Raw genomic sequence first — 26,280 nt, 5'->3', positions numbered from 1 at the left:
AGCTAGGTCAATAGCCTAGCTTTTTCTTATCGTTATTTTGAAGAAGTAGTTATTTCCCCTTATATCCCATTCAATAGTTTTGTATAATTTTATATAATAAGAATATAGAAAAAATGGAGTGTTTGTATTGTTAACCATACGTAACGTGACGATGAATGATTTACGTGACCTTGTAATCATTGAACACATTTGCTTTCCAATAGAAGAAGCAGCTACGGAAGAGGCATTTAAACAGCGTATTCAATTAATTCCAGATAGTTTTTTTGTGGCGGAAGAGTGCGGTGTTATAATTGGTTTAGTCAATGGTCCGGTGATTGAAAAGGAATTTATTACAGATGATTTATTCGAGAACATTAAGCCAAATCCACCTTCAGGGGGGCATCAGACGGTTTTAGGAGTAGCGGTCACGCCGCATTTTCAAACCCGAGGTGTCGCAACAGCGTTACTATCACATCTTGAAAAAGAAGCACGATTAAAAAATCGGGAGACTATAACACTTACCTGTAAAGAAGACTTAATACCATTTTACGAAAACTTAGGATACCAAAATAGAGGGGTTTCGAAATCAGAACATGGTGGAGTCATGTGGTATAACATGAATAAGAAACTGCTAGAGCATAAATGAAAAAGTTAAGGGAGGGATATGGATGTATGAATTGAAAACGAAGGAAACGGACAATAGTGTAATGGAGTTTATCGAACAGGTCAACAGCCCTAAAAAACGTGAGGACGGATACAAATTATTAGATATCTTTACAGAGACCACTGGTTATCAAGCGAAAATGTGGGGACCGAGTATAATTGGTTTTGGATCCTACCATTACAAATATGAATCTGGTCACGAAGGGGACGCTCCTCTCGTTGGCTTTTCTCCGAGAAAAGCAAAAATCAGCTTGTATTTTGCACCAGGTGAAACAAAAAGAGAAGAATTATTAAAGAAATTTGGAAAGCACACTACAGGGAAAGCTTGTGTGTACATAAATAAAGTAGCAGATATTGATGTAGAGGTTTTGAAAGCATTAATTAATGAATCCGTCTCTTTTTTGAAAGAAAAGTATCCAGCAAAGTAATACTAGCGAGTCCTTTATTCTTAATCAAAATGATTGTGAATAAGGGACTCTGTTTTTATTTTGTTATGGAAGCAATCCTGCTATTCCTAATAAGGATAAAACGATTTCAAAAAGGATCAGGATCACAATGATCCATTCAACAAATAGTCCACGAATCGAGTGACTGATGGTCGAAAAGCCATTCATAATGTTATAGAGTATTTCAGTTTTACTTTTCAAGATTTTATAGCGATCATTTAATTCGAAAAACTCAAGCATTCTATCGTAAAATTCGCCAGCTGTACTGCTTGTCCACGTGATATCAGGCTTATCTAAAATCATTATATAAGCGAGGGTGTTGTATTCGTGACGAACGATTTTTGCTGTTGTTCTTGCCAGTTCTTTATTTCCGATTCTTAATTTGCCTTTTTCTAGCCTGTCAATCATCGTTTCTAATTTATCATTAATTTGCCCCAGCTGTTCCTCAGTCTTTTCTAATGCAACGGACTTTGCCAAAACGGTAGAAATTAACTCAGGATAGTAGCTTTCATATTCAGGAACGACCACATATTCGTCAGTTAACTCAATACTTTCGTTTTCTTTTATATGCAGGCTGTAATCATCACTGTATCGGTCTGCAGTTTTCACATCAATGTCTGGCTCAAAGGAGTGGAGGTAGTTCAATAAAGCGGTAACCTCGTTCGGAGTTGAGTGATTAATGAAGACAATACTGCCGAAGGAAAATACTAGAACCATTTGTGATTCATCCACATTTTTATAGAGGATTGATTTTAATATTTCACCCTTGAGAATTAATGGCTCCTCCCAGGTAAATTTCTTTGGTATTCCACAATGAACGGCGATTTTGTTCAGGTCAATTTCATTGGTTATCGCAAATGCTTTAAAAGTTAAATCTCTCATATCCACCACTCATTTCAGGTATTTTTGCTGTTTATCCATATTAGTATATGAACCGTTTAGGTAAAATAATGAAGGATTAGTGAAAAGTGTAAAGAATTAAATAGGAAGTACTAGTAAATTAGCCTGAAAAGTCCTGAGTAGGGATTGCCCGTAATAGACAACAAATAGAGAAATCTCCTGGAAACCGGAAGAACATTACCGTACAAATCGGATTAGTGTAAACAAAATTTTATGTTAGCTTTAGGAGTGGAAGATTATGCAAAAAAAATTCCATCATTTAGCAAGAGGAATTTTTATCCAGAACAATAAAGTACTTCTTGCAAAAGCCAAAGGTTACCCAAATACCTTTCTGCCAGGTGGTCACGTTGAAATCGGTGAAAGTGCCAAAGAGGCATTAATCAGAGAAATTAAGGAAGAATTAGGTATTGAATCACAGGTAGGTTCCTTTTTAGGATTGGTTGAACATAGTTGGGAGCGTCAAGGAAATTTACATTTTGAAATTAATCAAGTTTTTGAAGTGACAAGTTTAGATTTGAACCCTCATGCAAATCTAGTTTCAACTGAATCTCACCTTGAATTTTTCTGGTGCAGTGAAAGCGAATTTGATGAAAGTAATTTGGAGCCTTATCCGATTAGAAACTTAATTAAAAATTACTTGAACGGGGAAAGGATTGTTGGTTGGGAGAGTACGATACTGACTAGCGAGAAGGAAAATATCAATGAAAATCGCTATAAACTTGTTGTCAGAAAAGGATGCAAAAGCTTTATTTAAGTTTTAAAGCGTTTAGAAGAATTAGAGTCTAATGATCAAAAAGTTAGTTTTATTCATTACAGATGAAAAAAAGGCATGTAATACTTTCTCCTTAATGTTGAATACTAAAAATAAAAGGAGAGATACGTATGGAAAATGAAAAGGATTATGTTGCTGCTGACCTGTCATCAAACTTGGTTAGTGAAATCAAATCACTAGAAGCGAAATTAAGCGAACAAGCCAATAAAGAAGTTGTAGTGATTGCTTACGAAAAAGACGAATAAAAAAGAAAAAAAGAGCCGATTTAAACGGCTCTTCACTTTATTTTGCAAATACATGATTTCCTATTGTCTTTACTGTTTCACGAGTCCTAATCCAAGAGTCGGTTGCAATGTCTGGATTATAAAAATATATACAATCGTTTAAACGATCTTGTCGTGTTAAAGCCTCTTCCACTGCCTGGATAGCTTCATCTGAGGCAGGTTTATTGATCTCGCCATTTTGTACCGGTGAAAAGGCATATGCGTCACCGACAACCTCATTAATAACTTCTGTCACCGTGTTAGGAAATTCAGTTGAATCGACGCGGTTTAAGACAACCGTCGCAACTGCTACTTTTCCTTCGTATGATTCTCCTTTTGCTTCTGCTTCTACTAATCTCGCAAATAAGTCTTTTTCTTCAGCTGAAATCGAAACAGAAGGTGTCGCTGGTGCTGCAGCAGGTTCTTCTACCGCTGGTTCTGGAGTGACAGTTTCGGGTTCAGCTGCTTGAGGCTCAGAAATAGCTGGTGCTGCAGCCTCCGTTTTGGCAGTTTGATCTTCCATTAAATCAGGTTTATTAAGAACGAATTCTTTTTCGTCATTAGATTGTTTATTTTCTTGTTTCATTTCATACATAATAGGACCATAAGCTTGTCCAATTTCAGCCATGCTGTCTACATTTACAAATTGATATTGCGTAATCGCTTCAACTGTTGAATTGTGTAAACCGATAAATGCAAATGTAGCTACACAAGCTACCGCAACTTTTTTAAAATAAGTGTTTTTCATGTGTGCTACCTCCTGATGTCTTGTATGATATATATAACACTAACATGGATATACACACGTTATACAGAACGATAACGTTACATTTCTTTATGGTTTGATGAACAACATTACAGCAAAGATGTAAATATGACATTATGCCCATGATTCTGTCATAATCAAACCATTTTTACGGTATAGAGGAATATTTTGCATGAAAAAGGTAGTAGGTTAAAAATATTTCTATAATCTAATATTTCGGAAATGAAAATAAATGCCAATTATGCTACTATAACAGCATTAAAGTTATCAATATTATTGGAGATGGATTTACGTGCTTATTTGGAAACGTAATTTATGGGTACTCTGGATAGGAGTTTTCTTCGTATCAGCTAGTTTTTCCATGGTGATCCCATTTTTGCCTATTTTTCTACTTCAAATAGGTGTACATGATCACACGGAAGTGTGGGCTGGTTTATTATTTAGTGCTGCATTTTTTGCAGGTGCGATTGCTTCACCATTTTGGGGGAGGGTTGCAGATAAATATGGAAGAAAGCCGTTGTTAATAAGAGCAGGCTTTGCACTTTTTGCTGTCTATACATTAACAGCTTTTGTTACAAATCCTTATCAGTTATTAGGCCTACGCATTATGCAGGGATTGTTAAGTGGTTTCATTCCTGGCGCAATCGCCTTAGTCGGCACCAATACACCGAGTAATAAAGTTGGATACGCTCTATCGATGATTTCCTCTGCTTCGGCGTCAGGTGGTATTGTTGGACCGCTTTTAGGAGGGGGGATTGCATCGTTAGTCGGTAATCGTGTGGCATTTGGAAGTGCTGGGATCTTCTCGTTGATCTCAACATTACTCGTCATATTTTTTGTTATAGAGGAAAATTTCATCCCGAGTAAAGAAAAGGGGTCGATTAGGAATGATTTTAAATTGGCACTCTCAAATCGTTCATTGATGATGGTCCTTGGATTAACCAGTCTTACATCTGCTTCTATTATGACGATTGAGCCGGTACTTCCATTATATATAGTGGAACTTGGCGGTTCTTCCCAGCATGCGTCGTTACTTGCTGGTATCGTCTTTTCTCTGCCTGGTATCGCAAGTGTGATTTTTGCCCCGATGTGGGGGAAATGGGCGGACAAAGTTGGTTTTCAAAGGGTTTTATTTATCGGACTAATGGGTGGAGGAATCGGAACCATCGCCCAAATTGTTTTTAGTAATATTTGGGGATTCTCGATTACTCGATTTATATTCGGTATTTTTTTCTGCGCCGTATTCCCAGCACTAAATGGACTAGTCGTAAGGTCCACCGAAAGCGATTTCCGAGGGAGAGCATTTGGATTACACCAAACTTCTAATCAAATTGGCGGAATGATTGGGCCTATTATAGGAGGAATTCTTGGCGGTATTTTCCCTGTACAAACGGTGTTTGTTGTGACAGGAATCTTACTTCTAGCAGCCACCGGTATGACTTATTGGCATTCAAATGACCCAAATCGAAAACTTAAAACTAATGTTTCATGAACTGTTAAAAAGGATAAAAATAAAATGTGAGACCGCCAACAATAATTCCTGTTACCGCTCCAAAAAATACTTCTGTAGGCTGATGACCTAATAATTCTTTTAATTTTTCTCTAGACTCCCGTTTCTTTAAATTGGGGTCTTTTAGAGTTTCTATCAGAATGTTAAAATCGGCTAAAAGCGTATTTAGTATTACCGCGTGGTACCCTGCATGCCTTCGAACACCCATCGCATCATGCATAACGATCACAGATACTACCACGCAAATAGCAAACGCATTTGATTGTAACCCGGTCATTAATCCAATTGCTGTAGTTAACGAAACAATCATCGCAGTATGCGAACTAGGCATACCGCCCGTGCTAAACATCAATTTCCAATTCAATTCCTTTGAAGCTAAAAAATGAATCGGTATTTTGACGAACTGTGCAATAAACATGCCCAAAAAAGCGGCTAATATCGGACAGGATAAAAACATAAAAAACCCCTCCTGGAAGATAGTCTGTGTACTTATATTATCATATATAGCCCATTGTAAACCGGAAGAAACATGAAGAATATGGAAATAGGATTATAAAATCACCTGATGGGCATTCAGCACGTGCTTCATGTATTAGAAAAGAGCCTTTTAATAAAAATAAAGAAGTAAGAGTGGCTATTTGAACACTCTCACTTCTTCGTGTGATACCTGGTTTAAGCTAATGTTTCTATGGTTTGTATTAATTGCTTAAGTGCTTCCTGATCATCCGAACCTGAGGCTTCTAAACAAATTTCTGCATTGTTTGGAATGGCTAATGATAAAACACCCATAATCGATTTACAATTAACTTTATGCCCATTATACGTTAAGTAGATATCTGACTCGAATTGAGATGTCACCTGAACCAATTGGTTGATTGCCCGACTGTCTAAACCAGCTTTTCGTTTAAGTTGAATGGTCTTTAGTACCATTTGAGGAACCCCTCCTGAATATTTAAGATAAATCACACTCTTTTATGTATGAAAGATAAAATTCAATTATGATTTATTTATTATTTAAGTATGTAAGAACATTTAACAGGAGTGGCCCAAATGAAAAGAAAAAAAGGCCACTTCTGATTTGAAGTGACCGATACGACTCATATTCCTAGAAGTTCAGTTAACCTCTCTTGGTTAAAACCAAAAACAACCTCTGAACCATTTTCATCCTCGACTACTGTCGCTGGTGTGGCAGACGCACCCAATTCAACAATTTCATCAAGATATTTAGAATTTTCTCTGATGTTTCTTTCTTCAAACTCTATTCCGTTATCTTTTAACCATAACTTTTCAGCTGTACATGGACCACAGCTTTCTTGTGTATAGATAACTACTTTACGCATAGTACATTCCTCCTTCAGCTCATTTTAATACAATTAGTAAGAAAAGTCCCATCACTTGATTCTTTCATTAAATACATTTTACAAACAATTGCTATTCTTTTGATTTCTAGTCATGGTCTCTTTCTATTTAACGTTCATATAATTGTTTGCCTAACATACATATACAATAAGTAGACAAGCGGTTGCGTTAAGAAAAATCCATGAAAAGGAGATAAGTGCAAGGGGATGGAGTTCTTACAAGAAATCATTACAAATTATGGTTCATTTTTATCATTAGAAGCCTTGGGAGAGGTATTAACAGATCCTGCTAGTTGGGGTATCATTGGCACCTTGGTCATTTTAGAAGGATTACTATCTGCTGATAATGCATTAGTACTTGCTGTTTTGGTCAAACACCTGCCCGAAGGACAACGAAAGAAAGCACTATTCTATGGAATTATAGGCGCTTATCTATTTCGGGTAATTGCGATTGGAATAGGTGTTACGTTAATTAATATTGGCTGGATCAAGATCGTTGGTGGTCACTATCTGCTGTGGCTGGTCCTCCAGCACTTTGTAAACAAAAGAGATGGAGAGGAAGAGATTCAAACCAAACGAGTGGGTTTTTGGAGCACCGTCTTAACCGTAGAACTGATGGATATTGCGTTTAGTATCGATAGTGTTATCGCTGCGTTTGGTGTATCGAATCAGGTCTGGGTCTTGTTTTTAGGTGGAATCCTTGGAATTTTAATGATGCGCGGTGTGGCCCAATTATTCTTAGCACTCATTGAAAGAATACCTGAATTTGAAACCACTGCATTCGTTTTAATTGGCATGATTGGATTTAGAATGATAGGTGCAGCGTTTGGCTTCCAAATGCACGAGGTGATTTTCTTTAGTTTATTAATTGGAATTTTCTTAGGAACGTTCGTCGTACACTTTTTAAAAGCAAAACCGATAACAAAATAAATTTTAGAGACCATGCTTTTGGTCTTTTTTTGATTAAATTAAAGGCTGTGTTAAACAAGGCTGTTGATTTCCGCTCCAGGCGCGAGCCGTTCGCGGGCTCGCCCGTGAGCCTGTCTAGCTACAGCGCCTAGCCCCTCGAGTCGCTTCGGTCCTGACGATGAAGTCAAAGAGCGACTTCATCGCCAGGCCCTCCAGCGCTTGTCGGGGCTGGACAAGGCGCTTCCGCTTTTCCTTGTCCTCGGACGATCCGACCTGCGGGGTCTCACTCAGCTCGTTCATCCCGCAGGACATTGTTTTACATCCTCGAATTTGCCCACGCACGAAGAAAATGCGATAGCATTTTCGAGGAGTCGAGCGCCTTCCGCTCCAATCAACAGGTTCTAAAATCAACAGTTTCCTTTAACACAGCCAAATTAAAATTTTCAATTACTTTAAAATAAGTTACTATTAAAGAGTATTTTATTTGTTGTGTTATTAAGGGGGAAGATTTATGCATGAAGAGGGATACATAGAGGTAACAGGCGGGAGAGTTTGGTATCAAATTTTCAATAAAAATTCTGGAGCTACTCCCGTCATCATTTTACACGGCGGTCCAGGGTCTTCAAGTTATTCACTAGAGGGATTGCAAGCGCTTGAAAAAGATAGACCGGTAATTTTGTACGACCAATTAGGCTGCGGCAGGTCAGACCGTCCTAGTGACACTTCACTTTGGCAGCTGGATCGATTTGTCGAAGAATTAGCACAGATAAGAGAAGCTTTAAACTTGAAGGAAGTACATATATTAGGTCATTCATGGGGTACAACACTTGGTGCGGCCTATTGTTTAACAAAACCAGATGGAGTTAAGAGTGTTATCTTTTCAAGTCCATGTCTAAGTGCGCCACGTTGGGAACAGGACCAGATAGAGAACCTTAAAAAGCTGCCGGTTGAAATTCAGGAAACAATAACACGGTGTGAAGAAGAGGGGACGACGGATTCCGAGGAATTCAAGGCTGCCATTCAGGAATTTAACAAAGTATTCGTTTGCAGAGTACAGGAAGCACCAGATCCAGAGTGGGTTAAAAAGGGATCCGGCTATCGAAATCCCGAAATTTATAACATTATGTGGGGGCCATCTGAATTCAGTGTAAAAGGGAATTTAAAATATTTTGATTGTACCTCTCGTTTGAACGAAATCAGTTGTCCAACCTTATTTACATGTGGACGGTATGATGAAGCAACACCTGAATCCACTGAATACTTTAGCAGTCTCGTTCCTAATGGGAAATTTCACGTTTACGAAAATAGCGCTCATATGGCTTATTTTGAAGAGAAAGAAGAGTTTTTACATGTAGTTGGAAACTTTCTAAAAACAATAGACTCCAAGTGATCATCATACTATTCCAACTACAACTGCTATTTTTTTAAAACTAAAAAGGACAGCCCTCAGGTTGTCCTTTTTCACGAAATATAGAATTTGTTATTATAGAACGTCTAATTTAGCAACAATTGTGACAAGGATTTGTAGAAGCGCTTGGATATTAACAGAAACTTGTGTGTCAGTTGTAGTAACCTTAATATTTTTAGAACCATGAATGACTGTTTTTTGAGAGTTCTTTTGTTTGTTTTTAAACAATTGTTTAAGGTCCTGAACAACTGCTTTACCTTTTTCTGTATCGCCAATTGTAATGCTAATCACAATTGCGATGGCTACTTGGATTGCTGCTTGTAAAGATAGGGCGATTTGAGTATCAGTAGTTTGTACATCAATTCCTTCAGAATCTTTAATGATGATCCACTCAAAAGATTGCTGTTTGTTAGAAACAAATTGATCAGCTTCTTGCATTACATCTGCGCCGTTATCTTTCGTTTCACAAGCGTCTAATGCTTTCCATTTCTTTTCTGTCATTTTAATTTCACCTCTTATTTGTTATATTTTTTTAAGCAATATCTACTTTTGCAACTAATGTGAGAAGGACTTGTAATAAAGCTTGAATGTTTGCAGCAACGTCTGTATCAGTTGTTGTGATGTTGATATCTTTGGAGTTTTCGATGCTGATTTTTTGGAAGTTATTTTGTTCGGAATCAAAATATTGAAGAAGATCTTCTGCAACACTATTACCTTGATCAGAATCAAGAATAGTCACACGTAGGACTAATGCGATAGCAAGCTGTAAAGCAATTTGCAGGGAAACAGCTGCTTGCGTATTAGTAGTATGAACACAGATATTGCAAGAATCTTTAATGAAGATTAATTCCTCTGAGTCTTGTTCCATTAATGAAACTTGATCTGCATCTTGGAATACATCTGCATCATGAGAATCATGAGTAGTATGCTGCTCTGGTGCATCTTGAAAAACGGCTGGATCATGATAAACGTAAGCAAATTGCGGTGCTTCCTCGTAAGTTTTTTCTGCAACTGGCTTGTCCTCATAAAACATATCTGAAGATTCATCCTTCTGATATTTTTTATCCTTTTTTTCCTTTTTATTGTTGGATGGCATTATTTTTTACACTCCTTTGTTGTAGTTTGTTTTCAATATAATATATGGAGTTGTCCAATAATGTGTTTGTGTGTATGAGCTGAATTTGGTTGTTTTATAAAAAATGAAAAGAACGCCTAATCTAGCGTCCTTTAGATTATTTACTCCGTTTCTTCGGCTTTCTTTGTAGGATTCTCTTTCTTAACGAAGGCGTCGACCTGCTGGGATAGGTCATTCACTAACTCCTTTATTAATTGTTTTTGTTCTGGAGATAAATTTGCCTTCCCTTGATCTAAATTAATCCCATTTTTTTTAAAAATATCACTAACAAGTAAATCAATAATTTTTCCTGTTAGTAATGGGTTTTGATTTGAATCACTCACCACTAATCGCTCCCTTAATAGTTTTCCATTAACAGGATATGCATGTGGCAACTGATATTCCTAAACTAATTGTCCAAAAGCAGATAAAAAAAAGGAGAAATGAAAAATATGGTATAATTTTGGGTATTATTTATAAAGGTTTTAAATGTCTCGTGAAAAAGCATTGTTTTCATGTGAAAGAAGGCTGAACGTATTGAAATTAATTTGTGTTATGCTCGGAGGTTTTTTCGGAGCGGTAAGTAGATATGGGATAGGTGAATGGCTTCAAACAGATAATGGATTTCCCCTTGGAACCTTTTTAATAAACCTGGCAGGATGTTTTTCCCTTGGATGGTTTCTTACATTCATTACAATTAGGGAATATATAAAATCGGAATTAACATTATTAATTGGTACTGGATTTATCGGTTCATTTACCACTTTTTCAACTTTCTCTCTGGAAACCATTCTTTTATTTCATGCTGGACAGACTTTTTATGCTGTCCTTTATATTTTAAGCAGTATTATTTTCGGGATACTACTTTCCTACTTTGGCTTAAAATTAGCGATGTTTAATAGGAAGAAAGGGGAATCGCTTTGATTTGGTTAATCGGTATAGGGGGATCCTTTGGAGCGGCAAGCAGGTATTTGTTGGCCAACTTTATTAATAGAAAAAGGAAGCCTGGACATTTTCCAGTGGGAACTTGGGTAATAAATATTACAGGATCCTTTCTTTTAGGGATTGTCTATAAGCTTCATTTGACGAATGAAATAAGTGATGTAATGTGGTTTTTTGTTGGTATTGGTTTTTGCGGAGCCTATACCACTTTCTCGACGTTTGGTTATGAAACGATTACCTTATTACAATCCAATAAAAAATTTTTAGCATGGCTATATGTGATGTGTTCAGTAATCGTAAGTATTGTAACGGCTGCTATAGGTTTTATTATTTAGGCTCTTTTAAAACTGAATGTTGATTTAACGTGTTTGGAAAGTAAGCGGAGAATTTCCATTTAAATTGGAAATTACCCATATTTCCTTAAAAATTAACGGAGTTTTTCCGCTTATTGTATCGAAATCCATGGAATTTGTCTTATTTAAAGCAGTTAACCGGAATATCTCCGCTTATTTCTGCTTCTTAAGCTCATCTTTATACAATAGCCGGAAATTCTCCGTTTATGAATTCTCGGCCTTACACGAAAATCAACAATAAATAATAAAAGAGCAATTATTTAAAATATACGTAAATCAAAAATATATGGATGATTAATTTTTATAAAAGAATACAAAATAAAAGGGGTAGATATTAGTTGTAAAGGAGGATTTTCAAATGTCTAAGAAAAAGTATACCCCTTCATCAGATGTGGATCAAAAGCAATTACTTAATGATAAAGTAGAAAATGCTCGAAAAAACAATTTTGAAGATGATCACACACGCAGAGTAACGCCAAATGGCGGGCAAGGACAATAATATAAATATCTGGGGTTGTTGCTAAGGCAACAGCTCTTTTATTTGGATAATATTTCTATTGAACTAGAAGTGTGAGGGGTGTTATTATATAAAAGTTCCCTTCAGACGGGAAACAAAATGTAACTTACTATTGACATTGATATGAACCTCAAATAAATATTAGTCTGGTAATAATGGCGAGAAGGTCACACCCGTTCCCATACCGAACACGGAAGTTAAGCTTCTCAGCGCCGATGGTAGTTGGGACGAAAGTCCCTGTGAGAGTAGGACGTTGCCAGGCGAAACGAAACACAACCTGTTATGGTTGTGTTTTTGTGTGTAATCTCATATCTTTATTGACCTAAACCTGCAAGCTATCTCCAGCTGTTTCCATATTAAATCATTACTCAATGGGGACAGTAAGTTTATGGAGGTGAATGAATGATGAGGCAAAACGAACCCCGTGATTATATTACCATTCAAGACAATGATGGGAACCTTAAGGAATTCGCTGTTGAGGCGTTATTTGAGATGGAAGGCAAATCATATGCACTTTTGGCAGCAGAGGATGAAACGATGCTTATGCAGGTAGAAGGCGAAGAAGGTGACCAATATTTAGTTGGAATTTCTAATCCAGTCGAAAGTCAGTCCATTTTAGATGCATACCAAGTTGCTGTAGAGGAAGCACCTGCAGAATAAACGAATAATTACATAATAATGTTATGTTAACTAATAACGAATGCCAGTCCCAGCTGACTGGCATATTTACAGCTATTTAGCCCTGTAAAGGATAAATATTTGATGCACCGGCTGAATATAATTCATCGACATACTTATTTCTATTGAAGGTAGGTATTTGCAGATGAAGTGTAAAATACATCGGTGTAATTGCAGGAAAGTATGGTCAATTCAAAACCGAAAATCAAAAACTACTGCCCAATCTATTCTTCTTATCGGTGAGTGGTTTACTGAACTAAAACCTGAAAGACTATGTGAACCAAAAGGTTTTGTGGCAACAAAGAAAAACCAGGAAATTATTTACAATCCAACGAAAAAGTATTTGGAAAAATTTATAATAATTGATAAACTTATTTATGATAAGAAAAACGTTAATTTTAATATAAAATCCGGAAATAGTTTATTTTTTGCTGAGGATGGCACCTGCTATGTCCTTAAAGAGATAAAATAAACCCAGTTACGGTATTCTTTTTTGCATAAAATGTCAAAATAATAACTTAATTGACTGATATCAATTGGGATAGCGTTATGATATGTTAAATACAAATGACTATCTTTTAGTAGTGAATATATTAATAATAGTAATAACTAGTAGTAGTATTTGATAAATTTGTAGTTTAATTGACTCCACACAGAGGTGGCAACGTTGAAATACACAGGCAGAATCACACTCGTTTTTATTTCTATGATGGTTTCTTTTATAGAATCATTTACCGAACCAACAACTACATGGTCGATCCTAGAAGCCATTCTATTTGCCACCATCGCTGCCTTACTAGGCTGGGTTTACGACAAGGCCGTATACTATAAGAATAAGGCTGAAATGAATGAAAACAGACTATGTAATCTATTAAGATTCTCACCAGAACCGATTATTGTATACCAAGATGGAAAAATTGTATTTGTTAATAATAAATTTGAAGAATTAGTTCAATTACCTTCGGATAAACTTCTTGGGACATCCATCTTTCATTGTATTTTACCCGAATTTCATCCTATGTTAAAGCGACGGTTAAAAGAGATGAGTCAAGGGAAGGAAAGTCTTGACCGTGTTGAACTAAAAATCAAAACAGCACATCATAACATTTTAGACATTGAAATTTCCTCTTCACCCATTCTCTTTAACGAAAAACCTGCAGTAGAAGTATTTCTTAGAGATGTTACAAAACGAAATAAACTTGAAGAAGAGTTAAGAAAGAATGAAGAACTGTATCGATTTATTACAGAGAACAGTACTGACCTAATCTCTTTTCTCAATCCGAATGGCTATTATGAATACTTATCGCCATCTAGTAAGGATTTATTGGGATTCAACAAAGAGGAAATGATAGGCAGCCATTTATTTGACTTTTTACATCCTGATGAAGTCGAAAAAGTAACTACATTACTCCTTGAGGCGGATTCCGAATTGGAATTTGCTGCATTCACACATCAAATTAAGAAAAAAAATGGTTCGTATATTTGGATAGAAACGAATGCTCGGACCATCCGAAAGAATTCGCGAAAGCTAGAAGGGATTGTAGCGGTTTCACGAGATATTACAGAACGTTTAGAAAAAGAAAAAAGACTTCATGAAGCAAATATCAAGTTACGCTATATTTCTAACATGGACGGGTTAACGGGTATTCCGAATCGAAGATACTTTGATGAAAAACTGGCAGAAGAATGGAATCGCATGAAACGAAATTCTAGTCCATTTTCAGCTATCATGATTGATATTGACTTTTTCAAAAAATTTAATGACTTTAATGGTCACCTAGCGGGCGATGAATGTTTAAGGCAAGTAGCCACTGTATTAAAAAATACAGTGAAGAGACCTAGTGATTTTACAGCAAGATATGGCGGGGAAGAATTCGTTATATTGCTGCCAGAAACCGATAAACAAGGAGCAGCGCATGTGGCTGAATTACTTCAAACAAATGTGAAAAATCTTAATATACCTTATATTTCCACAGAAACTGAACCTACTGTCAGTATCAGCATAGGTTGCGCAACACTTATTCCAAATGAATTGACAAAACCAGAGGATTTAATCAAACTGGCTGATACACAATTATATATTGCAAAAGAAAGCAGGCATAACCAATTTATATTCAACCAACTCTCCCACCTTGCCTAAATACCAGGGTGATTTTTTTTGTATTATTTTCAAGTTTAATTTCAATAAAGTAACTGAAAATAAGAGAGGAACAAATTAGATATAACCATGGGGGTACATAGTGATGAACACAAAATATGCACCATTATTTGACACTTTAACATTTAAAAATGGCATCGAATTGAAAAACCGTATTGTGATGGCACCAATGACAAATTGGTCATCCAATCCAGATGGAACTGTTACAGAAGCAGAGGTAAGATATTATGCAAGACGATCAAGTGGTGTTGGGATGGTTATTACAGCATGTACATATGTTACAGCAAATGGAAAGGGATTTCACGGAGAATTTGGAGGGGATAGGGATGATTTAATCCCTAGCTTACAGAAGCTTGCAACTGCTATTAAAGAGCAGGGGGCCAAAGCAATATTACAAATTTTCCATGGTGGCAGACAGGTCCCGCCTGAATTAATACCCGATGGTGATGTGGTAAGTGCTAGCAGCGTCCCCGCAGAAGGGAATGGAAAGCCAGTACCACGGGAGTTATCTGACGAAGAAGTTCGTTCCATTATTCGCGACTTTGGTGAAACAACACGCCGTGCAATAGAAGCAGGTTATGATGGCGTTGAAATTCATGGTGCAAACGGATATCTCATTCAGCAGTTTTTTTCTCCTCATTCTAACCGTCGTGAAGACCGTTGGGGAGGCAGTCTAGAAAAACGGTTAACATTTCCAATGGCTGTTGTTGATGAAGTTAAGAGAGTAGTGGCTGAGAACGCCAAAAAGCCGTTTATTGTAGGATATCGCTTTTCACCGGAAGAGGCAGAAACTCCTGGGATTACCATGGCAGATACTCTTGTGTTAATCGATAAACTAGTTCAAAAAGACCTTGATTATCTTCATGTTTCTTTACAAGAATTTTGGTCAAAACCAAGAAGAGGTGTGGATGATACTCGTTCACGAATAGAAATTATCCAGGAACGAGCAGGAGATAAAGTACCTGTGATTGGAGTAGGCTCCATTTATACCCCAGATGAGGCTTTAAAAGCTTTTCAAACAGGTGTACCTCTTATTGCCCTAGGACGTGAAATGATTATCGATCCTGATTGGGTACAAAAGGTAAAAGAGGGTAAAGAAAATGAAATCATTACCGAGGTTAATAAGGATAATCAGGATCAGCTTGTGATACCTGATCCACTGTGGCAGGCAATTATTCACACACCAGGGTGGTTTCCTGGCATTCGTTAATGTAAAAGAGTTCATCCTCACACAGGATGAACTCTTACTGCTTATACTCCGCGCTATATGAATTTTCACCAGAATGAACAGATAGAAGAGTGTCTGCATAACCTACCAGCCGATTTACAATTTCATCTCCAAGAGCATAAACAAGTTGGTGCTGTTCGCTTTTATGCAGGGTAGGATCATCAAAGATGATTGTGGTATTAATAAAAATCTGTTTCGTGTCATAGAGGTTATAATGAATAATGGTTTTTCCAGCAGCACCACCGGTTATCGGATCTCGAAAACTAGGGAGAAAAATATACCATTCCTCCGCTGTTGGTGACCGGAAATTTTTCGTAAACTTCATTCCCATAACCTCATATTCAATTTGCTCTTTCAAGCTTTCATCGATTACCTCAACAATGTTATTTTCCAAAAAATTTCCCCCTTTTCTATAGGAATTATCATACCCAATTAGGAGAAGTTACTATCCAGTTAACGAAAATTAGAAAATAGTAGTTACAAAAAATAGCATTTTGCTATAATAGTAGAGTTCAATTTATCTAACAAACAATTTGAAATGGTTACCAACACCTTCTAGGAGGAACAAAATGAACAAGAATAAGTATGTATTTATAGGGCTTGTGATTACGACACTCATATCAGCTCTTGATACAAATATCATGCAAACAGCAAGTCCAACTATCGTTAATCAACTTGGGGGCTTGGAACTGTTTTCATGGATATTTGTTGTTTATATGTTAGCCAGTACCATAACCGTTCCTCTTTACGGGAAATTATCGGATATGTATGGCCGAAAAAAGCTTTTGATGATTGCTGTAACCTTGTTTACAATTGGATCAATTCTTTGCGGGTTAGCTAATTCTATGGTCACGCTGATTATTTTTAGAGGAATACAAGGATTAGGGGCAGGAGGAATGATTCCACTCTCCATGATCATAGTCGGGGATTTATTCACGATTGAAAAACGCGGAAAAATCCAAGCCGTATTTAGTGCCATTTGGGCGATTTCTTCAATCATAGGACCTATATTAGGATCCTTTTTTGTGGAAGCATTGACTTGGAGATGGATATTCTTTATTAATATCCCGATTGGTATGGCAACGGTTCTTTGCTTACTTCCATATAAGGAATCTGCAGAATACAAAAAGACACATATCGATTATAAAGGATTCTTCCTTTTTGGAATTTCCATTACACTGTTGTTGTTATCAACCAGCTTGAGCAATCCTTTCTGGTATGTCTTGAGTGGTTTTATAGGGTTGATCCTATTTGTCTTTGTTGAAAGAAAAGAGCAGCAACCATTCCTGCCCGTTACATTATTAAAAAATAAAGGGTTACAATCGACGAATCTTTTTATGTTAATCTATTGCCTTTCTTTTTATGGAACATCAAACTTTATTCCGTTATATTTGCAAGAAGGAAGTCAAATGAGTATTTATAAAAGTGGATTGATTTTGTTAAGTATTGCACTAGGTTGGTCCTTTGGAAGTACTCCTGCTGGAAAATGGATCATTCGCTTTGGTTACAAGGTATTATTTATGATCGGCAGTATTGTTACGACCCTTTCAGGCTTGGTCCTTTATTTATTCATCCAGAATTTATCCTATACGGGTTTATTTATCATCTTAACGGTTCAAGGCTTTTGCTTTGGATTATTGTTTGCCCTTGGTACCATTGCTTCACAAGAATTTGCCGATTCCAATATAAAAGGAATGTCCACTTCACTTCAAATATTTTTAAGAAATATTGGTACATCCGTTGGCGTTACCATCATGGGAGTAATTATTAACCATGGCGTTACACTTGCCGTTGGGATGAAGAACGTTTTTCTATATGCCCTGATTTTGAGTTTCATTACCATTTTTCTTAGCTTCCGAATTCCAGAGAAAACAGCAGCTGTTGTAGAAACAGCATTAACGAAGTAAAGGTTCCGCTTGTTTTGAATAAAATACCTTCACAGATAAATAATAGACCTAGTGTTATTAAATAACATTAGACTTAATGTTATCCTTTAACACTAAACTTCAATGTGGAGGGATATACTTTGAATATACTTTTTAGCTTATTAAGAACCTTAATGCTTCTAGGGATTAGGTTAACGTATCTACTTAATAATGTTCAATCTAAGTTGAATTTTCTATTAAGGAAGCAAGTTAGATTAAGCCCAGTGTATTCGTAAAGTATGATCATTTCGCATTGCAGGAACAGAAGGTGAGCATAGAACTATGCTTGCCTTTTTATTTGTCTGTGTGTTAGGTTATGGTTGATTTTATTCATTTTAAGAATCTAAATAGACGGAAGAATCTCGCTTATTTAGTCATTACTAATAAAAAATAACCAAATAGACGGAGAGATTCCGCCTATTGCCATCAAATACGTGAAATCGGATAATATTGCTTTGCTTAACCGGAAAACCTCCCCTTATTAACCCCAAAACAGGCTCCATTCTGCATTTAACCGGAATGTCTCCGTTTATTTTACCTTCGCTTGTTACTTGGAGCGTAAATCAACAGCCTTCTTTAACATAGCCTTTTATATAGAAAAAGTCCAATCATGTAAATGGACTTTTATATGCGTTATTTATTCTATTATTTCTCTATATTCTTTTCCTTTTTGCACATAGTTATCACTTGAATATTTGAGCATTTGCAGGTCTTTTTCTGTTAATTCCCGTACGACTTTCCCTGGTGAGCCTAGAACCAATGACCGTGGAGGGATTTTAATACCTCCAGCTAAAAGCGTGTTTGCACCAATAATACATTCTTCTCCAACTTCAACATTGTCAAGTAAAGTCGAACCCATTCCAATAATCGAATTACTGCCAATCTTGCAGCCATGCAAGATAACATTATGTCCAATGGTTACATCATCACCAATCTCAACCGGAGAGCCTTCATACAGATGGATAGTGGAGTTATCTTGAATACTGCATCTTTTTCCAACCTTGATTGGGCCATCATCTCCCCGCAACACTGCATTAAACCAAACGGTTGATTCCTCTTCAATCGTAACATCTCCAATAATATAAGCACCAGGTGCGACGAATACACTCTCATGCACCTTAGGTGTGGTACCTTTGTATGGAATATTCATAGTTAACACTTCCTCTATATTCAGAATTGTTTTACATTTAAATAAAATTATACCATTGCTAATCTTTCAAGGGAAAAATATTGATTTGTAAAGAACTCTTTTTATGAAAGCGTTTTAAAGTTCACGAAAGAATTAAAATAGTCAAATAATATTGACTCTGCCGCTTTACAGTGATAATCTTAGTAATAATTTAAAACGAATTGATGACGAGAACAGTAGGCTAAGCACCTTGTCCAAAGAGAGTCGACATTTGCTGAGAGTCGATGGCAGGGCTTATCTGAAGATCATCTCTGAGATGTGCAGCTGAAAAGATTACGTAAGCTGCTCCGGAATAATCCACCGTTACATGGAACACGTATCATTCCTGATACGTTAATCGAGAGCTGCAGCCTGGTGATTTTTGCTGCGGAAGTAGGGTGGTATCGCGAGTTAAACTCGTCCCTATACATGGGGCGGGTTTTTTGTTGTTTTCTAAAAAATAAATGCCTTAAAAAGGCGACCTAGTTTAAGAAAAAAAGAGGAGGAAAGTGAAATGAATCAACAAGTAGACCAAAAAGAAAAAACTGTTCAAGTAGAGGATATCATTATTGCCAGCCACACCATTAAGGATGTGATTTCGCCAACTCCTCTGCAGTATAATCACTTATTATCTGAGCGGTATGACTGTCATATTTATTTAAAAAGGGAGGACATGCAAAGTGTTCGTTCCTTTAAAATCCGTGGAGCTTATAATCGCATAAAGAAGCTGACGGCCGAAGAATTAGAAAATGGAATTATTTGTGCAAGCGCTGGAAATCACGCACAAGGAGTTGCATATTCCTGCAACCATTTAAAAATTAACGGAAAAGTGTTTATGCCGACGACTACTCCAAAACAAAAAGTAAATCAGGTAAAATTTTGGGGTAAGGAACATGTGGAGATTGTTTTAGTAGGGGATACCTTTGACGACGCATATGAAAAAGCAATGGAATGCTCTCAAGTAGAAAATAGAACGTTTATCCATCCATTTGACGACACAGATGTAATTGCTGGTCAAGGTACAGTTGCGGTAGAGCTGTTGAATGATTGTCCTGAAAAAATTGACTACCTATTTGGAGCGATTGGTGGAGGTGGACTTCTCTCTGGAGTTGGAACCTATATGAAACATTTTTCACCAGAGACCCAATTAATTGGTGTAGAACCCCAAGGGGCTGCTGGCATGAAGGAGTCAATTTTCAATGGAGAAGTGACCTCTCTCAAAGAAATTGACCCATTTGTCGATGGAGCAGCAGTCAAGACCGTCGGATCTATGACGTTTGAAATTTGTAAAGAAGTCGTTGATGATATTGTAGTCGTACCGGAAGGAAAAGTCTGCACAACACTTTTATCTCTCTACAATGAAAATGCGATTGTGGTTGAACCAACAGGTGCACTCTCGATTGCAGCACTTGATCAATTTACAGATGAAATTAAAGGCAAAACGGTAGTCTGCATTGTAAGTGGCGGAAATAACGATATCGGTCGGATGCAAGAAATCAAAGAACGTTCTAAGCTATATGAGGGGCTGCAACATTATTTTATTGTTCAATTCCCACAACGGCCGGGAGCATTACGCGAATTTTTAGATGATGTGTTGGGACCAAATGACGATATCAGCCATTTTGAATACACGAAAAAGAACAACCGTGAAACCGGTCCAGCCTTAGTAGGGATTGAGCTGAAGTGCAAAGATGACTACTTCCCACTTATCGAACGTATAAAGGCAAAAGGATTTGTTTACCGTGAAGTGAATAATGACAGCACCTTGTTCCAAATGCTGGTTTAGAAACATTAAAGAGTCCAATTTGGGGCTCTTTTCTTTTTGTGACCATATAACCAGATACCACATTCATTGAATTTTCATTTATAATGGTTTCAAGATAACAATAATTTATAAGGTGGGGGCAATGTGTCAAAGATCATTTATACAAATGGTGTCATTTATACCCTTGATTCCAACCAGCCAGTGGTTGAGTCTGTGGTAATAGAGAATGGCAGGATCGTAGATTTAGGTTCACATCAGGAGATGAGCCTACAATGGGGAAGAGCAGGGGCAAGAGTAATTGACCTTCAAGGGAAAATGGTCACACCTGGACTCATTGACAGCCACTTACACATGTCAGGCGTTGCTTTTAATTTTTTGGACTTAGATCTGACTGGGGTAACATCTAAATCAGAAATGCTCGAAAAAATAAAGCAAAAAGCAGATACTATTTCCCCTGGAAAATGGCTGATAGGAATGGGTTGGGATGAGAATCTTTTTACAGAAGGATCGATTCCGACTATTGAGGAATTAGATTACGTTGCGCCCCATTGTCCGATTTACTTAAAAAGGATTTGCTATCATGCATTTCTAGTTAATAGTAAAGCACTTGAAATGAGTCACTATCATTCTTCGATTGAGGTGCCTCAGGGTGGAAGGGTGGTATTGGATCCATATTCAAAAAAACCGACAGGACTGCTGTTGGAGTCTGCTTCCCAATTAGTTACCAAACACATCCCGGATAAAACATACGATGAGTTAAAAAATGGGTTGGGACAAGCCATGAAATTCGCAATTAAGAAAGGCTTAACGAGTGTACATACCAATGATCCTGCTTATTTAGGAGGACTCGAGCAAACGTACCGAATGTACGATGAGTTACTCAATCTGGAACAACAAGGGTTACGCTGCAACCTTTTGATTGATTATCCATATCTACCAGCGTTAAAGGGAAAGGGGATGTTTGCTGGTTTTGGGAATGAGAAACTGCAAATCGGTGCTATAAAAATATTTGCAGATGGTGCATTTGGACGGCGAACCGCATTGCTTTCAGAACCTTATCACGATGAACCTGGTCAATTTGGAGAAGCCATGCAAACGGAGGAAGTTCTTTTTAACATTGTAAAAGACGCCCGTGAGCAATCCATGCCAATAGCCGTTCATACGATAGGAGATCAGGCGCTAGAAAATGTTCTCAATATTTTAGATCAATTTCCAAAGGTGAATTATCGTGACCGAATCATCCATACTTCCTTAGTGAGGGATGATTTAATCGCTCGATTAGCCGACCCAAGCATTGTCGCAGACATTCAGCCTAGGTTTGTTGTTGGGGATTATCCATGGGTAATCGAACGGATTGGCAGGGAGCGGGAATCCTATTTATATGCCTGGAAATCCTTACTCTCTAATGGAGTTATCTGTGCAGGAGGATCCGACGCACCAGTTGAACCTGTTGATCCATTACTTGGTATTCATGCAGCTGTTACCCGAAAAACCCCTGGTAAGACTGAGTGTTGGAATGAGAGTCAGAAAATCTCGATGTTTGAAGCAGTTAAGCTTTTTACAATTGGCGGTGCCTATGCAACAAACGAAGAAGCAATAAAAGGGACTATTTCAAGAGGAAAGTTAGCGGATATGACAGTGTATTCTAAGAATCTCTTTGAATTGGAAAATCCTGATGAACTATTAACTACGAATATTGAAATGACCATTATCGACGGGGAAATTCAAAGGGTCTAGTAAAAAAAGAGTAGCGATGAAGTACAAAAATTAAAAAAGCAGCAAATAAAAGCAATCCAATATTAGCTTATTTATTGGACTGCTTTATTTGCTGAATACAAAAAGAATTTTACTCATATTAACATGCTAATTAGCGATCCTTGGCGTATCATTTAGCAGGAGTATGCACACCAAAGCAGACAGACTCTAAAAAGTGCGCTGAAATAATTTCAAAATAAAAACATTATTTTTTTATAATCGGTATATAAATATCAAAATGTGGATCACTCGGATCACGATCAACAGGGCAATATTCATGTTTAATCGGCATATAAGGATCATAGTAATCTACACCAGCTTCTCTTAAAACGGTATAGTCACTATCAAATAGCCATTGATGTAAATCCGCATATGTCTTATGTATATCTTTTCCTTTGTGATGTGTAGTCTTCACATACGTCCATTCAGGAACTCTTATTTCAATCATTCCATCAGGAATCTCCTGCTCGTCACTCACTTCATACACAGCATAATGTGCGAACCCATTTTCAACTACATGATAAGATAGACCTAATTGAACACTGGGATTCACCTTATACTTTAATTCATCTGCTCGGTCTTCTGTTTGTTGAATGACTTCTTTTAAATTCGGTACAATTTCTGAAAATGTTCCCTCCCATTTTAATCCCACTGCCCGAAAGGCTGGTAACGTTACAATTTCATAGTTCACTTTATTTCCTCCCTATATCTTAAAGTTTCATAAATTCCTTATACAGTTGTTATTCAAGTGGTTATACAACTAATAAAGATCGATCAGATGGGTATCTAAAATATTGTCTAACAGTTAAAGAGATTCCCTTAGCAATCGAAGTAGCCATCGTATATATAAGATGAAGATCTGTACATAACAAAGAATCTTTTAAGGCAGGATTATTCTCGGTGACCACACCTGTTATACTGCAGTTCCCAATTGGGGGAAGAACATTTCCCAGCCCAACTCCAGGGACAATCGATCCATCCTTAACCACGAGGGAATTTACCAATTCTTCGCTTCCTAACACACTATCAATTGCGATAACAAAACTATTTTTACGGAAGGAGTGTTGTGCTAATTCCGGGACAAGTGTTGTTGCATCTAGTGGTGCCCGCAGGTTTCCAAGGACGGTTAAGCGATCAGGATAATTGTTCTTCAACAGGCTTCCAACAAAAGGACCCAGGCTATCGCCATTAATCCGACTAGAGCCAATTCCAATTACATAAATATGTTCAGTCGTGTCTGGGATAAGAGAATAAAGTGCCTGGCGAATATAGAGAGGTGCTAATTTATCATTAAAGGGAATTACTATATTAGGTCTAGATTGTAAACTACAACTAACAGTGCTGCTGCCCATGCTTTAACACCTCACTATCTTTTATATTGACAAACAATTCTTAACTTCTAATTAAATATCCTTCTATTTTTGCAAAATCAAATCAATTAATCTATTATTCTTTTGCTAGTGCACGTCCTGCTTGTCTGCCAGTAAATAGGCATCCCCCCAGAAAGGTTCCTTCTAGTGCACGGTACCCATGAACCCCGCCGCCGCCAAAACCGCAAACCTCTCCAGCGGCATATAATCCAGGCACTGGATTACCTTCTGAATTTAGTACCCTGCCAGATAAATCTGTTTGGAGTCCGCCTAATGTTTTTCGACTCACAATATGTAAACGTACCGCTATCAATGGACCATTTTTTGAATCAAGTAGTTTATGAGGGGAGGCAACACGAATCAGTTTGTCGCCAATATAGTTGCGCGCTCCACGAATGGCAGTCACCTGCAGATCCTTTGTAAACTTATTGTCCAGCTCACGGTCTCTTGCTGCAATCTGACGCTCGATTTCATTATAGCTAAGAAGGTTATCACCCGTTAGCTTATTCATCCCTTCCACAAGCTCCGTTAAATGATCAGCAATCACAAAATCCTCGCCTTTTTCCATAAACGCCTTGACCGGAGCAGTGGGACCGGGTAGAACACGGGACAGTACTTTTTTTATACTTTTACCAGTTAGGTCAGGGTTTTGCTCTGAGCCAGAAAGCGCAAACTCTTTTTCTATTATTTTCTGAGTTAAGATAAACCAGGAATATTCATATCCTGTTTTCTGGATAGCTTCCAGCGTACCTAACGTGTCAAACCCCGGGAAATTCGGCGCTTGAAAACGTTTCCCTTTTGCATCAAGCCAAATGGATGAAGGTCCTGGAAGGATGCGAATACCGTGATTACTCCATATGGGATTCCAGTTTTTAATCCCCTCCGTATAGTGCCACATACGATCACGGTTCACGATTCTGCCGCCAGCATTTTCGGTAATCGATAGCATTCTGCCATCTACATGATCAGGAACACCTGATATCATATTTTTTGGTGCATTTCCCAGCCGCAGCGGCCAATTGTTTCGAATCAACTCTGGATTGCCCCCAATTCCACCACTTGTGACAAGGACTGCCTTTGCATGGAATTCAAAGTCACCAATTACTTCACGCGAACTTGCTTCGCCACGAGCAGCTGAGCTAGGGACAAGAATGGAGCCATTCACTCCCACAACAGCACCGTTTTCTGTAAGCAATTGGTTGACGCGATGACGAGGTCGATAGTCTACAAGTCCAGTCGCCATGGCATTGCGGACCCTTTTCTCAAATGGTTCAACAATACCTGGACCGGTCCCCCATACAATATGGAACCGCGGAACAGAATTTCCATGCCCATCCGCTAAGTATCCGCCACGCTCTGCCCATCCGACTACAGGAAAGAAAGTGATTCCCATTTTATATAACCATTCACGTTTTTCACCGGCAGCAAAATCAACATAGGCCTGTGCCCATTTTTTTCCCCAGTAATCTTCGTCTTCTTCTCTGTCAAAGCCAGCAGAACCGAGCCAATCTTGCCAGGCAAGTTCCCGTGAATCTTTTATGCCCAGCCTTCGTTGTTCAGGTGAATCCACAAGAAACAATCCTCCAAATGACCACCAGGCTTGTCCGCCCATTGAAGCCTCAGGTTCTTGATCCAGCAGCAGCACTTTCTTACCTGCCTCAGCAAGCTCAGCTGTTGCCACTAAACCAGCGAGTCCGGCGCCTACTACAATCACATCAAACTTCATAACTTACCTCCAGAACATAAGATATCTTGATGGTATTTTAAATATTCCGAAAAGTCAATTGAGGAATAGTAACAGGAATATGGACACCAAAAATAGAATAATAGTAGTAATGTTTTAGTGAGGGGAGATTATTCTAACCATGACGAATAGTAAAGGGAAATATAACCCAGACGCAAGAATCGAAGATTTAGAAGAGGCGAAACGACTTCCTGGTTTCGGCAAACCGCTTCCCAAAAATTTTTTCTCCGGTGATATCTACTCTAATTTTCAAAAAACGGCCAAAGAAGCCGGTTATTTACCACCTTTTGTTGCATTACAAAAGGAAATCAAGCAAGATATGGCAAAACTGCTTAAACTAATAGACGACGGGACCTCTGAAGAGAAGATTAATAGCTTTATTGATGATTTGAATGTCAAAGTAAAAAAATATAATATCGAATGTCCAACAAGTATGCAAAAGATGTTAATTTCCTTAGAGGATATTGACCTGCATACTAAAATTTGGCAGTAGAGAACAGAGGAATGAATCAAATAGTAGATAAAGTGACTAAGATAAAGAAAGAATATTTGATCTAGACTAGTTCAATAGATACGCAACACATCAAAA

Annotated in this window: 31 protein-coding genes, 1 rRNA gene and 1 other annotated feature; of the genes, 19 read left to right on the top strand and 13 right to left on the bottom strand. The window is 37.6% G+C overall.

The window, feature by feature from the left end; all coding sequences use genetic code 11:
- The first annotated feature begins 127 nt into the window (after positions 1 to 127).
- The gene (locus ACN6MT_RS18665) at positions 128 to 625 is read left to right on the top strand and encodes a GNAT family N-acetyltransferase (protein WP_419887467.1); all 498 of its coding nucleotides are present in this window, start codon (positions 128 to 130) and stop codon (positions 623 to 625) included.
- A 22-nt stretch (positions 626 to 647) separates the two neighbouring features.
- Positions 648 to 1,070 carry a DUF1801 domain-containing protein gene (locus tag ACN6MT_RS18660; RefSeq protein ID WP_419887466.1) on the top strand — a complete coding sequence of 141 codons (423 nt, stop codon included), beginning with the start codon at positions 648 to 650 and terminating at the stop codon, positions 1,068 to 1,070.
- Positions 1,071 to 1,133: 63 nt separating this feature from the next.
- On the opposite strand, the gene ACN6MT_RS18655 is transcribed toward ACN6MT_RS18660, so the two are convergent.
- The gene (locus ACN6MT_RS18655; protein ID WP_419887465.1) at positions 1,134 to 1,970 is read right to left on the bottom strand and encodes an RMD1 family protein; all 837 of its coding nucleotides are present in this window, start codon (positions 1,968 to 1,970) and stop codon (positions 1,134 to 1,136) included.
- A 256-nt stretch (positions 1,971 to 2,226) separates the two neighbouring features.
- On the opposite strand from ACN6MT_RS18655, the gene ACN6MT_RS18650 reads away from it, so the two are divergent.
- Together ACN6MT_RS18650 and ACN6MT_RS18645 are read left to right on the top strand one after the other, a co-directional pair.
- Positions 2,227 to 2,742: an NUDIX domain-containing protein gene (locus ACN6MT_RS18650; RefSeq protein WP_419887464.1), complete on the top strand. Its 516-nt coding sequence runs from the start codon at positions 2,227 to 2,229 to the stop codon at positions 2,740 to 2,742.
- Between the two features lie 128 nt (positions 2,743 to 2,870).
- Entirely contained in the window at positions 2,871 to 3,005 is a 135-nt protein-coding gene (locus ACN6MT_RS18645) for a hypothetical protein (RefSeq protein ID WP_268875112.1), read from the top strand.
- Positions 3,006 to 3,042: 37 nt separating this feature from the next.
- Here the strand turns inward: ACN6MT_RS18645 and ACN6MT_RS18640 are convergent, their stop codons facing one another.
- Positions 3,043 to 3,771, bottom strand: coding sequence for a cell wall hydrolase (locus ACN6MT_RS18640; RefSeq protein ID WP_419887463.1), 729 nt, complete (start codon positions 3,769 to 3,771; stop codon positions 3,043 to 3,045).
- Positions 3,772 to 4,081: 310 nt separating this feature from the next.
- Between ACN6MT_RS18640 and ACN6MT_RS18635 the strand changes: the two genes are divergently transcribed.
- On the top strand, positions 4,082 to 5,281 hold the full coding sequence (locus tag ACN6MT_RS18635) for an MFS transporter (RefSeq protein ID WP_419887462.1): 1,200 nt from the start codon (positions 4,082 to 4,084) through the stop codon (positions 5,279 to 5,281).
- A gap of 4 nt (positions 5,282 to 5,285) precedes the next feature.
- Here ACN6MT_RS18635 and ACN6MT_RS18630 read toward each other — a convergent pair whose 3' ends face one another.
- From ACN6MT_RS18630 to ACN6MT_RS18620, 3 genes are all read right to left on the bottom strand, one after another.
- Positions 5,286 to 5,756 (bottom strand): divergent PAP2 family protein, encoded by a 471-nt coding sequence (locus ACN6MT_RS18630; protein ID WP_034674626.1) that lies wholly within the window; start codon positions 5,754 to 5,756, stop codon positions 5,286 to 5,288.
- 215 nt (positions 5,757 to 5,971) lie between these two features.
- A complete protein-coding gene (locus ACN6MT_RS18625) occupies positions 5,972 to 6,229 on the bottom strand; it encodes an HPr family phosphocarrier protein (protein ID WP_034674628.1) in 258 nt (85 codons plus the stop codon).
- A 167-nt stretch (positions 6,230 to 6,396) separates the two neighbouring features.
- Complete coding sequence (locus ACN6MT_RS18620) at positions 6,397 to 6,639, bottom strand: glutaredoxin family protein (RefSeq protein WP_419887461.1); 243 nt, start codon at positions 6,637 to 6,639, stop codon at positions 6,397 to 6,399.
- A 225-nt stretch (positions 6,640 to 6,864) separates the two neighbouring features.
- On the opposite strand from ACN6MT_RS18620, the gene ACN6MT_RS18615 reads away from it, so the two are divergent.
- Together ACN6MT_RS18615 and ACN6MT_RS18610 are read left to right on the top strand one after the other, a co-directional pair.
- On the top strand, positions 6,865 to 7,587 hold the full coding sequence (locus ACN6MT_RS18615) for a TerC family protein (protein ID WP_419887460.1): 723 nt from the start codon (positions 6,865 to 6,867) through the stop codon (positions 7,585 to 7,587).
- A gap of 490 nt (positions 7,588 to 8,077) precedes the next feature.
- The gene (locus ACN6MT_RS18610; protein WP_419887459.1) at positions 8,078 to 8,956 is read left to right on the top strand and encodes a proline iminopeptidase-family hydrolase; all 879 of its coding nucleotides are present in this window, start codon (positions 8,078 to 8,080) and stop codon (positions 8,954 to 8,956) included.
- Positions 8,957 to 9,049: 93 nt separating this feature from the next.
- On the opposite strand, the gene ACN6MT_RS18605 is transcribed toward ACN6MT_RS18610, so the two are convergent.
- The 3 genes from ACN6MT_RS18605 to ACN6MT_RS18595 all read right to left on the bottom strand — a co-directional run bounded on the left by ACN6MT_RS18605 (position 9,050) and on the right by ACN6MT_RS18595 (position 10,432).
- Entirely contained in the window at positions 9,050 to 9,475 is a 426-nt protein-coding gene (locus ACN6MT_RS18605; protein ID WP_419887458.1) for a spore coat protein, read from the bottom strand.
- A 31-nt stretch (positions 9,476 to 9,506) separates the two neighbouring features.
- Positions 9,507 to 10,070, bottom strand: coding sequence for a spore coat protein (locus ACN6MT_RS18600; protein ID WP_419887457.1), 564 nt, complete (start codon positions 10,068 to 10,070; stop codon positions 9,507 to 9,509).
- A 140-nt stretch (positions 10,071 to 10,210) separates the two neighbouring features.
- Complete coding sequence (locus tag ACN6MT_RS18595) at positions 10,211 to 10,432, bottom strand: spore coat protein (RefSeq protein ID WP_419887456.1); 222 nt, start codon at positions 10,430 to 10,432, stop codon at positions 10,211 to 10,213.
- Positions 10,433 to 10,577: 145 nt separating this feature from the next.
- Here ACN6MT_RS18595 and crcB (ACN6MT_RS18590) point away from each other — a divergent pair, with 145 nt between their 5' ends.
- The 8 genes from crcB (ACN6MT_RS18590) to ACN6MT_RS18555 all read left to right on the top strand — a co-directional run bounded on the left by crcB (ACN6MT_RS18590) (position 10,578) and on the right by ACN6MT_RS18555 (position 15,946).
- A complete protein-coding gene (gene crcB, locus ACN6MT_RS18590) occupies positions 10,578 to 11,012 on the top strand; it encodes a fluoride efflux transporter CrcB (RefSeq protein WP_419887455.1) in 435 nt (144 codons plus the stop codon).
- Complete coding sequence (gene crcB, locus ACN6MT_RS18585) at positions 11,009 to 11,365, top strand: fluoride efflux transporter CrcB (protein ID WP_419887454.1); 357 nt, start codon at positions 11,009 to 11,011, stop codon at positions 11,363 to 11,365. The genes crcB (ACN6MT_RS18590) and crcB (ACN6MT_RS18585) overlap by 4 nt, the downstream gene beginning before the upstream one ends.
- Positions 11,366 to 11,741: 376 nt before the next feature.
- Positions 11,742 to 11,882: a hypothetical protein gene (locus tag ACN6MT_RS18580; protein WP_169803741.1), complete on the top strand. Its 141-nt coding sequence runs from the start codon at positions 11,742 to 11,744 to the stop codon at positions 11,880 to 11,882.
- A 163-nt stretch (positions 11,883 to 12,045) separates the two neighbouring features.
- A 5S ribosomal RNA gene (rrf, locus tag ACN6MT_RS18575) occupies positions 12,046 to 12,162 on the top strand.
- 140 nt (positions 12,163 to 12,302) lie between these two features.
- Positions 12,303 to 12,560, top strand: coding sequence for a DUF1292 domain-containing protein (locus ACN6MT_RS18570; RefSeq protein WP_419887453.1), 258 nt, complete (start codon positions 12,303 to 12,305; stop codon positions 12,558 to 12,560).
- A 163-nt stretch (positions 12,561 to 12,723) separates the two neighbouring features.
- Positions 12,724 to 13,050 (top strand): hypothetical protein, encoded by a 327-nt coding sequence (locus ACN6MT_RS18565; protein WP_419887452.1) that lies wholly within the window; start codon positions 12,724 to 12,726, stop codon positions 13,048 to 13,050.
- Between the two features lie 195 nt (positions 13,051 to 13,245).
- Positions 13,246 to 14,718 (top strand): diguanylate cyclase domain-containing protein, encoded by a 1,473-nt coding sequence (locus ACN6MT_RS18560; protein ID WP_419887451.1) that lies wholly within the window; start codon positions 13,246 to 13,248, stop codon positions 14,716 to 14,718.
- Positions 14,719 to 14,821: 103 nt separating this feature from the next.
- Entirely contained in the window at positions 14,822 to 15,946 is a 1,125-nt protein-coding gene (locus ACN6MT_RS18555; protein WP_419887450.1) for an NADH-dependent flavin oxidoreductase, read from the top strand.
- 34 nt (positions 15,947 to 15,980) lie between these two features.
- On the opposite strand, the gene ACN6MT_RS18550 is transcribed toward ACN6MT_RS18555, so the two are convergent.
- Entirely contained in the window at positions 15,981 to 16,295 is a 315-nt protein-coding gene (locus ACN6MT_RS18550) for a hypothetical protein (protein WP_419956479.1), read from the bottom strand.
- 238 nt (positions 16,296 to 16,533) lie between these two features.
- On the opposite strand from ACN6MT_RS18550, the gene ACN6MT_RS18545 reads away from it, so the two are divergent.
- Positions 16,534 to 17,871: an MDR family MFS transporter gene (locus ACN6MT_RS18545; RefSeq protein WP_419887449.1), complete on the top strand. Its 1,338-nt coding sequence runs from the start codon at positions 16,534 to 16,536 to the stop codon at positions 17,869 to 17,871.
- Between the two features lie 655 nt (positions 17,872 to 18,526).
- On the opposite strand, the gene ACN6MT_RS18540 is transcribed toward ACN6MT_RS18545, so the two are convergent.
- Complete coding sequence (locus ACN6MT_RS18540) at positions 18,527 to 19,039, bottom strand: gamma carbonic anhydrase family protein (RefSeq protein ID WP_419887448.1); 513 nt, start codon at positions 19,037 to 19,039, stop codon at positions 18,527 to 18,529.
- Positions 19,040 to 19,233: 194 nt separating this feature from the next.
- Positions 19,234 to 19,485 (top strand) — a binding site (T-box leader).
- A gap of 86 nt (positions 19,486 to 19,571) precedes the next feature.
- Between ACN6MT_RS18540 and ilvA the strand changes: the two genes are divergently transcribed.
- Positions 19,572 to 20,843: a threonine ammonia-lyase IlvA gene (ilvA, locus tag ACN6MT_RS18535; RefSeq protein WP_063255201.1), complete on the top strand. Its 1,272-nt coding sequence runs from the start codon at positions 19,572 to 19,574 to the stop codon at positions 20,841 to 20,843.
- 123 nt (positions 20,844 to 20,966) lie between these two features.
- Positions 20,967 to 22,559 carry an amidohydrolase gene (locus ACN6MT_RS18530; RefSeq protein ID WP_419887447.1) on the top strand — a complete coding sequence of 531 codons (1,593 nt, stop codon included), beginning with the start codon at positions 20,967 to 20,969 and terminating at the stop codon, positions 22,557 to 22,559.
- Between the two features lie 223 nt (positions 22,560 to 22,782).
- On the opposite strand, the gene ACN6MT_RS18525 is transcribed toward ACN6MT_RS18530, so the two are convergent.
- From ACN6MT_RS18525 to ACN6MT_RS18515, 3 genes are all read right to left on the bottom strand, one after another.
- The gene (locus ACN6MT_RS18525; protein ID WP_419887446.1) at positions 22,783 to 23,268 is read right to left on the bottom strand and encodes a GyrI-like domain-containing protein; all 486 of its coding nucleotides are present in this window, start codon (positions 23,266 to 23,268) and stop codon (positions 22,783 to 22,785) included.
- A 61-nt stretch (positions 23,269 to 23,329) separates the two neighbouring features.
- Positions 23,330 to 23,929, bottom strand: a complete 600-nt coding sequence (yyaC, locus tag ACN6MT_RS18520; protein WP_419887445.1) for a spore protease YyaC — start codon at positions 23,927 to 23,929, stop codon at positions 23,330 to 23,332.
- Positions 23,930 to 24,023: 94 nt separating this feature from the next.
- Positions 24,024 to 25,673: an FAD-binding dehydrogenase gene (locus ACN6MT_RS18515; protein WP_419887444.1), complete on the bottom strand. Its 1,650-nt coding sequence runs from the start codon at positions 25,671 to 25,673 to the stop codon at positions 24,024 to 24,026.
- 139 nt (positions 25,674 to 25,812) lie between these two features.
- Between ACN6MT_RS18515 and ACN6MT_RS18510 the strand changes: the two genes are divergently transcribed.
- On the top strand, positions 25,813 to 26,184 hold the full coding sequence (locus ACN6MT_RS18510; RefSeq protein WP_419887443.1) for a DUF1992 domain-containing protein: 372 nt from the start codon (positions 25,813 to 25,815) through the stop codon (positions 26,182 to 26,184).
- The last annotated feature ends 96 nt before the right edge of the window (positions 26,185 to 26,280 follow it).

The sequence above is a fragment of the Neobacillus niacini genome (genome assembly GCF_048572935.1).
Lineage (GTDB): Bacteria > Bacillota > Bacilli > Bacillales > Cytobacillaceae > Neobacillus > Neobacillus niacini.
Note: the sequence above shows the minus strand (reverse complement) of the source record. Positions and strands in the feature narration are given on the sequence as shown.

Excerpts from the sequence above, each read along its gene's own strand:
- ACN6MT_RS18660 (WP_419887466.1), top strand. The coding sequence starts at position 648 with ATGTATGAATTGAAAACGAAGGAAACGGACAATAGTGTAATGGAGTTT.
- ACN6MT_RS18655 (WP_419887465.1), bottom strand. The coding sequence starts at position 1,970 with ATGAGAGATTTAACTTTTAAAGCATTTGCGATAACCAATGAAATTGAC.
- ACN6MT_RS18650 (WP_419887464.1), top strand. The coding sequence starts at position 2,227 with ATGCAAAAAAAATTCCATCATTTAGCAAGAGGAATTTTTATCCAGAAC.
- ACN6MT_RS18645 (WP_268875112.1), top strand. The coding sequence starts at position 2,871 with ATGGAAAATGAAAAGGATTATGTTGCTGCTGACCTGTCATCAAACTTG.
- ACN6MT_RS18640 (WP_419887463.1), bottom strand. The coding sequence starts at position 3,771 with ATGAAAAACACTTATTTTAAAAAAGTTGCGGTAGCTTGTGTAGCTACA.
- ACN6MT_RS18630 (WP_034674626.1), bottom strand. The coding sequence starts at position 5,756 with ATGTTTTTATCCTGTCCGATATTAGCCGCTTTTTTGGGCATGTTTATT.
- ACN6MT_RS18625 (WP_034674628.1), bottom strand. The coding sequence starts at position 6,229 with ATGGTACTAAAGACCATTCAACTTAAACGAAAAGCTGGTTTAGACAGT.
- ACN6MT_RS18620 (WP_419887461.1), bottom strand. The coding sequence starts at position 6,639 with ATGCGTAAAGTAGTTATCTATACACAAGAAAGCTGTGGTCCATGTACA.
- ACN6MT_RS18615 (WP_419887460.1), top strand. The coding sequence starts at position 6,865 with ATGGAGTTCTTACAAGAAATCATTACAAATTATGGTTCATTTTTATCA.
- ACN6MT_RS18610 (WP_419887459.1), top strand. The coding sequence starts at position 8,078 with ATGCATGAAGAGGGATACATAGAGGTAACAGGCGGGAGAGTTTGGTAT.
- ACN6MT_RS18605 (WP_419887458.1), bottom strand. The coding sequence starts at position 9,475 with ATGACAGAAAAGAAATGGAAAGCATTAGACGCTTGTGAAACGAAAGAT.
- ACN6MT_RS18600 (WP_419887457.1), bottom strand. The coding sequence starts at position 10,070 with ATGCCATCCAACAATAAAAAGGAAAAAAAGGATAAAAAATATCAGAAG.
- crcB (WP_419887455.1), top strand. The coding sequence starts at position 10,578 with ATGTCTCGTGAAAAAGCATTGTTTTCATGTGAAAGAAGGCTGAACGTA.
- ACN6MT_RS18580 (WP_169803741.1), top strand. The coding sequence starts at position 11,742 with ATGTCTAAGAAAAAGTATACCCCTTCATCAGATGTGGATCAAAAGCAA.
- ACN6MT_RS18570 (WP_419887453.1), top strand. The coding sequence starts at position 12,303 with ATGATGAGGCAAAACGAACCCCGTGATTATATTACCATTCAAGACAAT.
- ACN6MT_RS18565 (WP_419887452.1), top strand. The coding sequence starts at position 12,724 with ATGAAGTGTAAAATACATCGGTGTAATTGCAGGAAAGTATGGTCAATT.
- ACN6MT_RS18555 (WP_419887450.1), top strand. The coding sequence starts at position 14,822 with ATGAACACAAAATATGCACCATTATTTGACACTTTAACATTTAAAAAT.
- ACN6MT_RS18550 (WP_419956479.1), bottom strand. The coding sequence starts at position 16,295 with ATGGGAATGAAGTTTACGAAAAATTTCCGGTCACCAACAGCGGAGGAA.
- ACN6MT_RS18545 (WP_419887449.1), top strand. The coding sequence starts at position 16,534 with ATGAACAAGAATAAGTATGTATTTATAGGGCTTGTGATTACGACACTC.
- ACN6MT_RS18540 (WP_419887448.1), bottom strand. The coding sequence starts at position 19,039 with ATGAATATTCCATACAAAGGTACCACACCTAAGGTGCATGAGAGTGTA.
- ilvA (WP_063255201.1), top strand. The coding sequence starts at position 19,572 with ATGAATCAACAAGTAGACCAAAAAGAAAAAACTGTTCAAGTAGAGGAT.
- yyaC (WP_419887445.1), bottom strand. The coding sequence starts at position 23,929 with ATGGGCAGCAGCACTGTTAGTTGTAGTTTACAATCTAGACCTAATATA.
- ACN6MT_RS18515 (WP_419887444.1), bottom strand. The coding sequence starts at position 25,673 with ATGAAGTTTGATGTGATTGTAGTAGGCGCCGGACTCGCTGGTTTAGTG.
- ACN6MT_RS18510 (WP_419887443.1), top strand. The coding sequence starts at position 25,813 with ATGACGAATAGTAAAGGGAAATATAACCCAGACGCAAGAATCGAAGAT.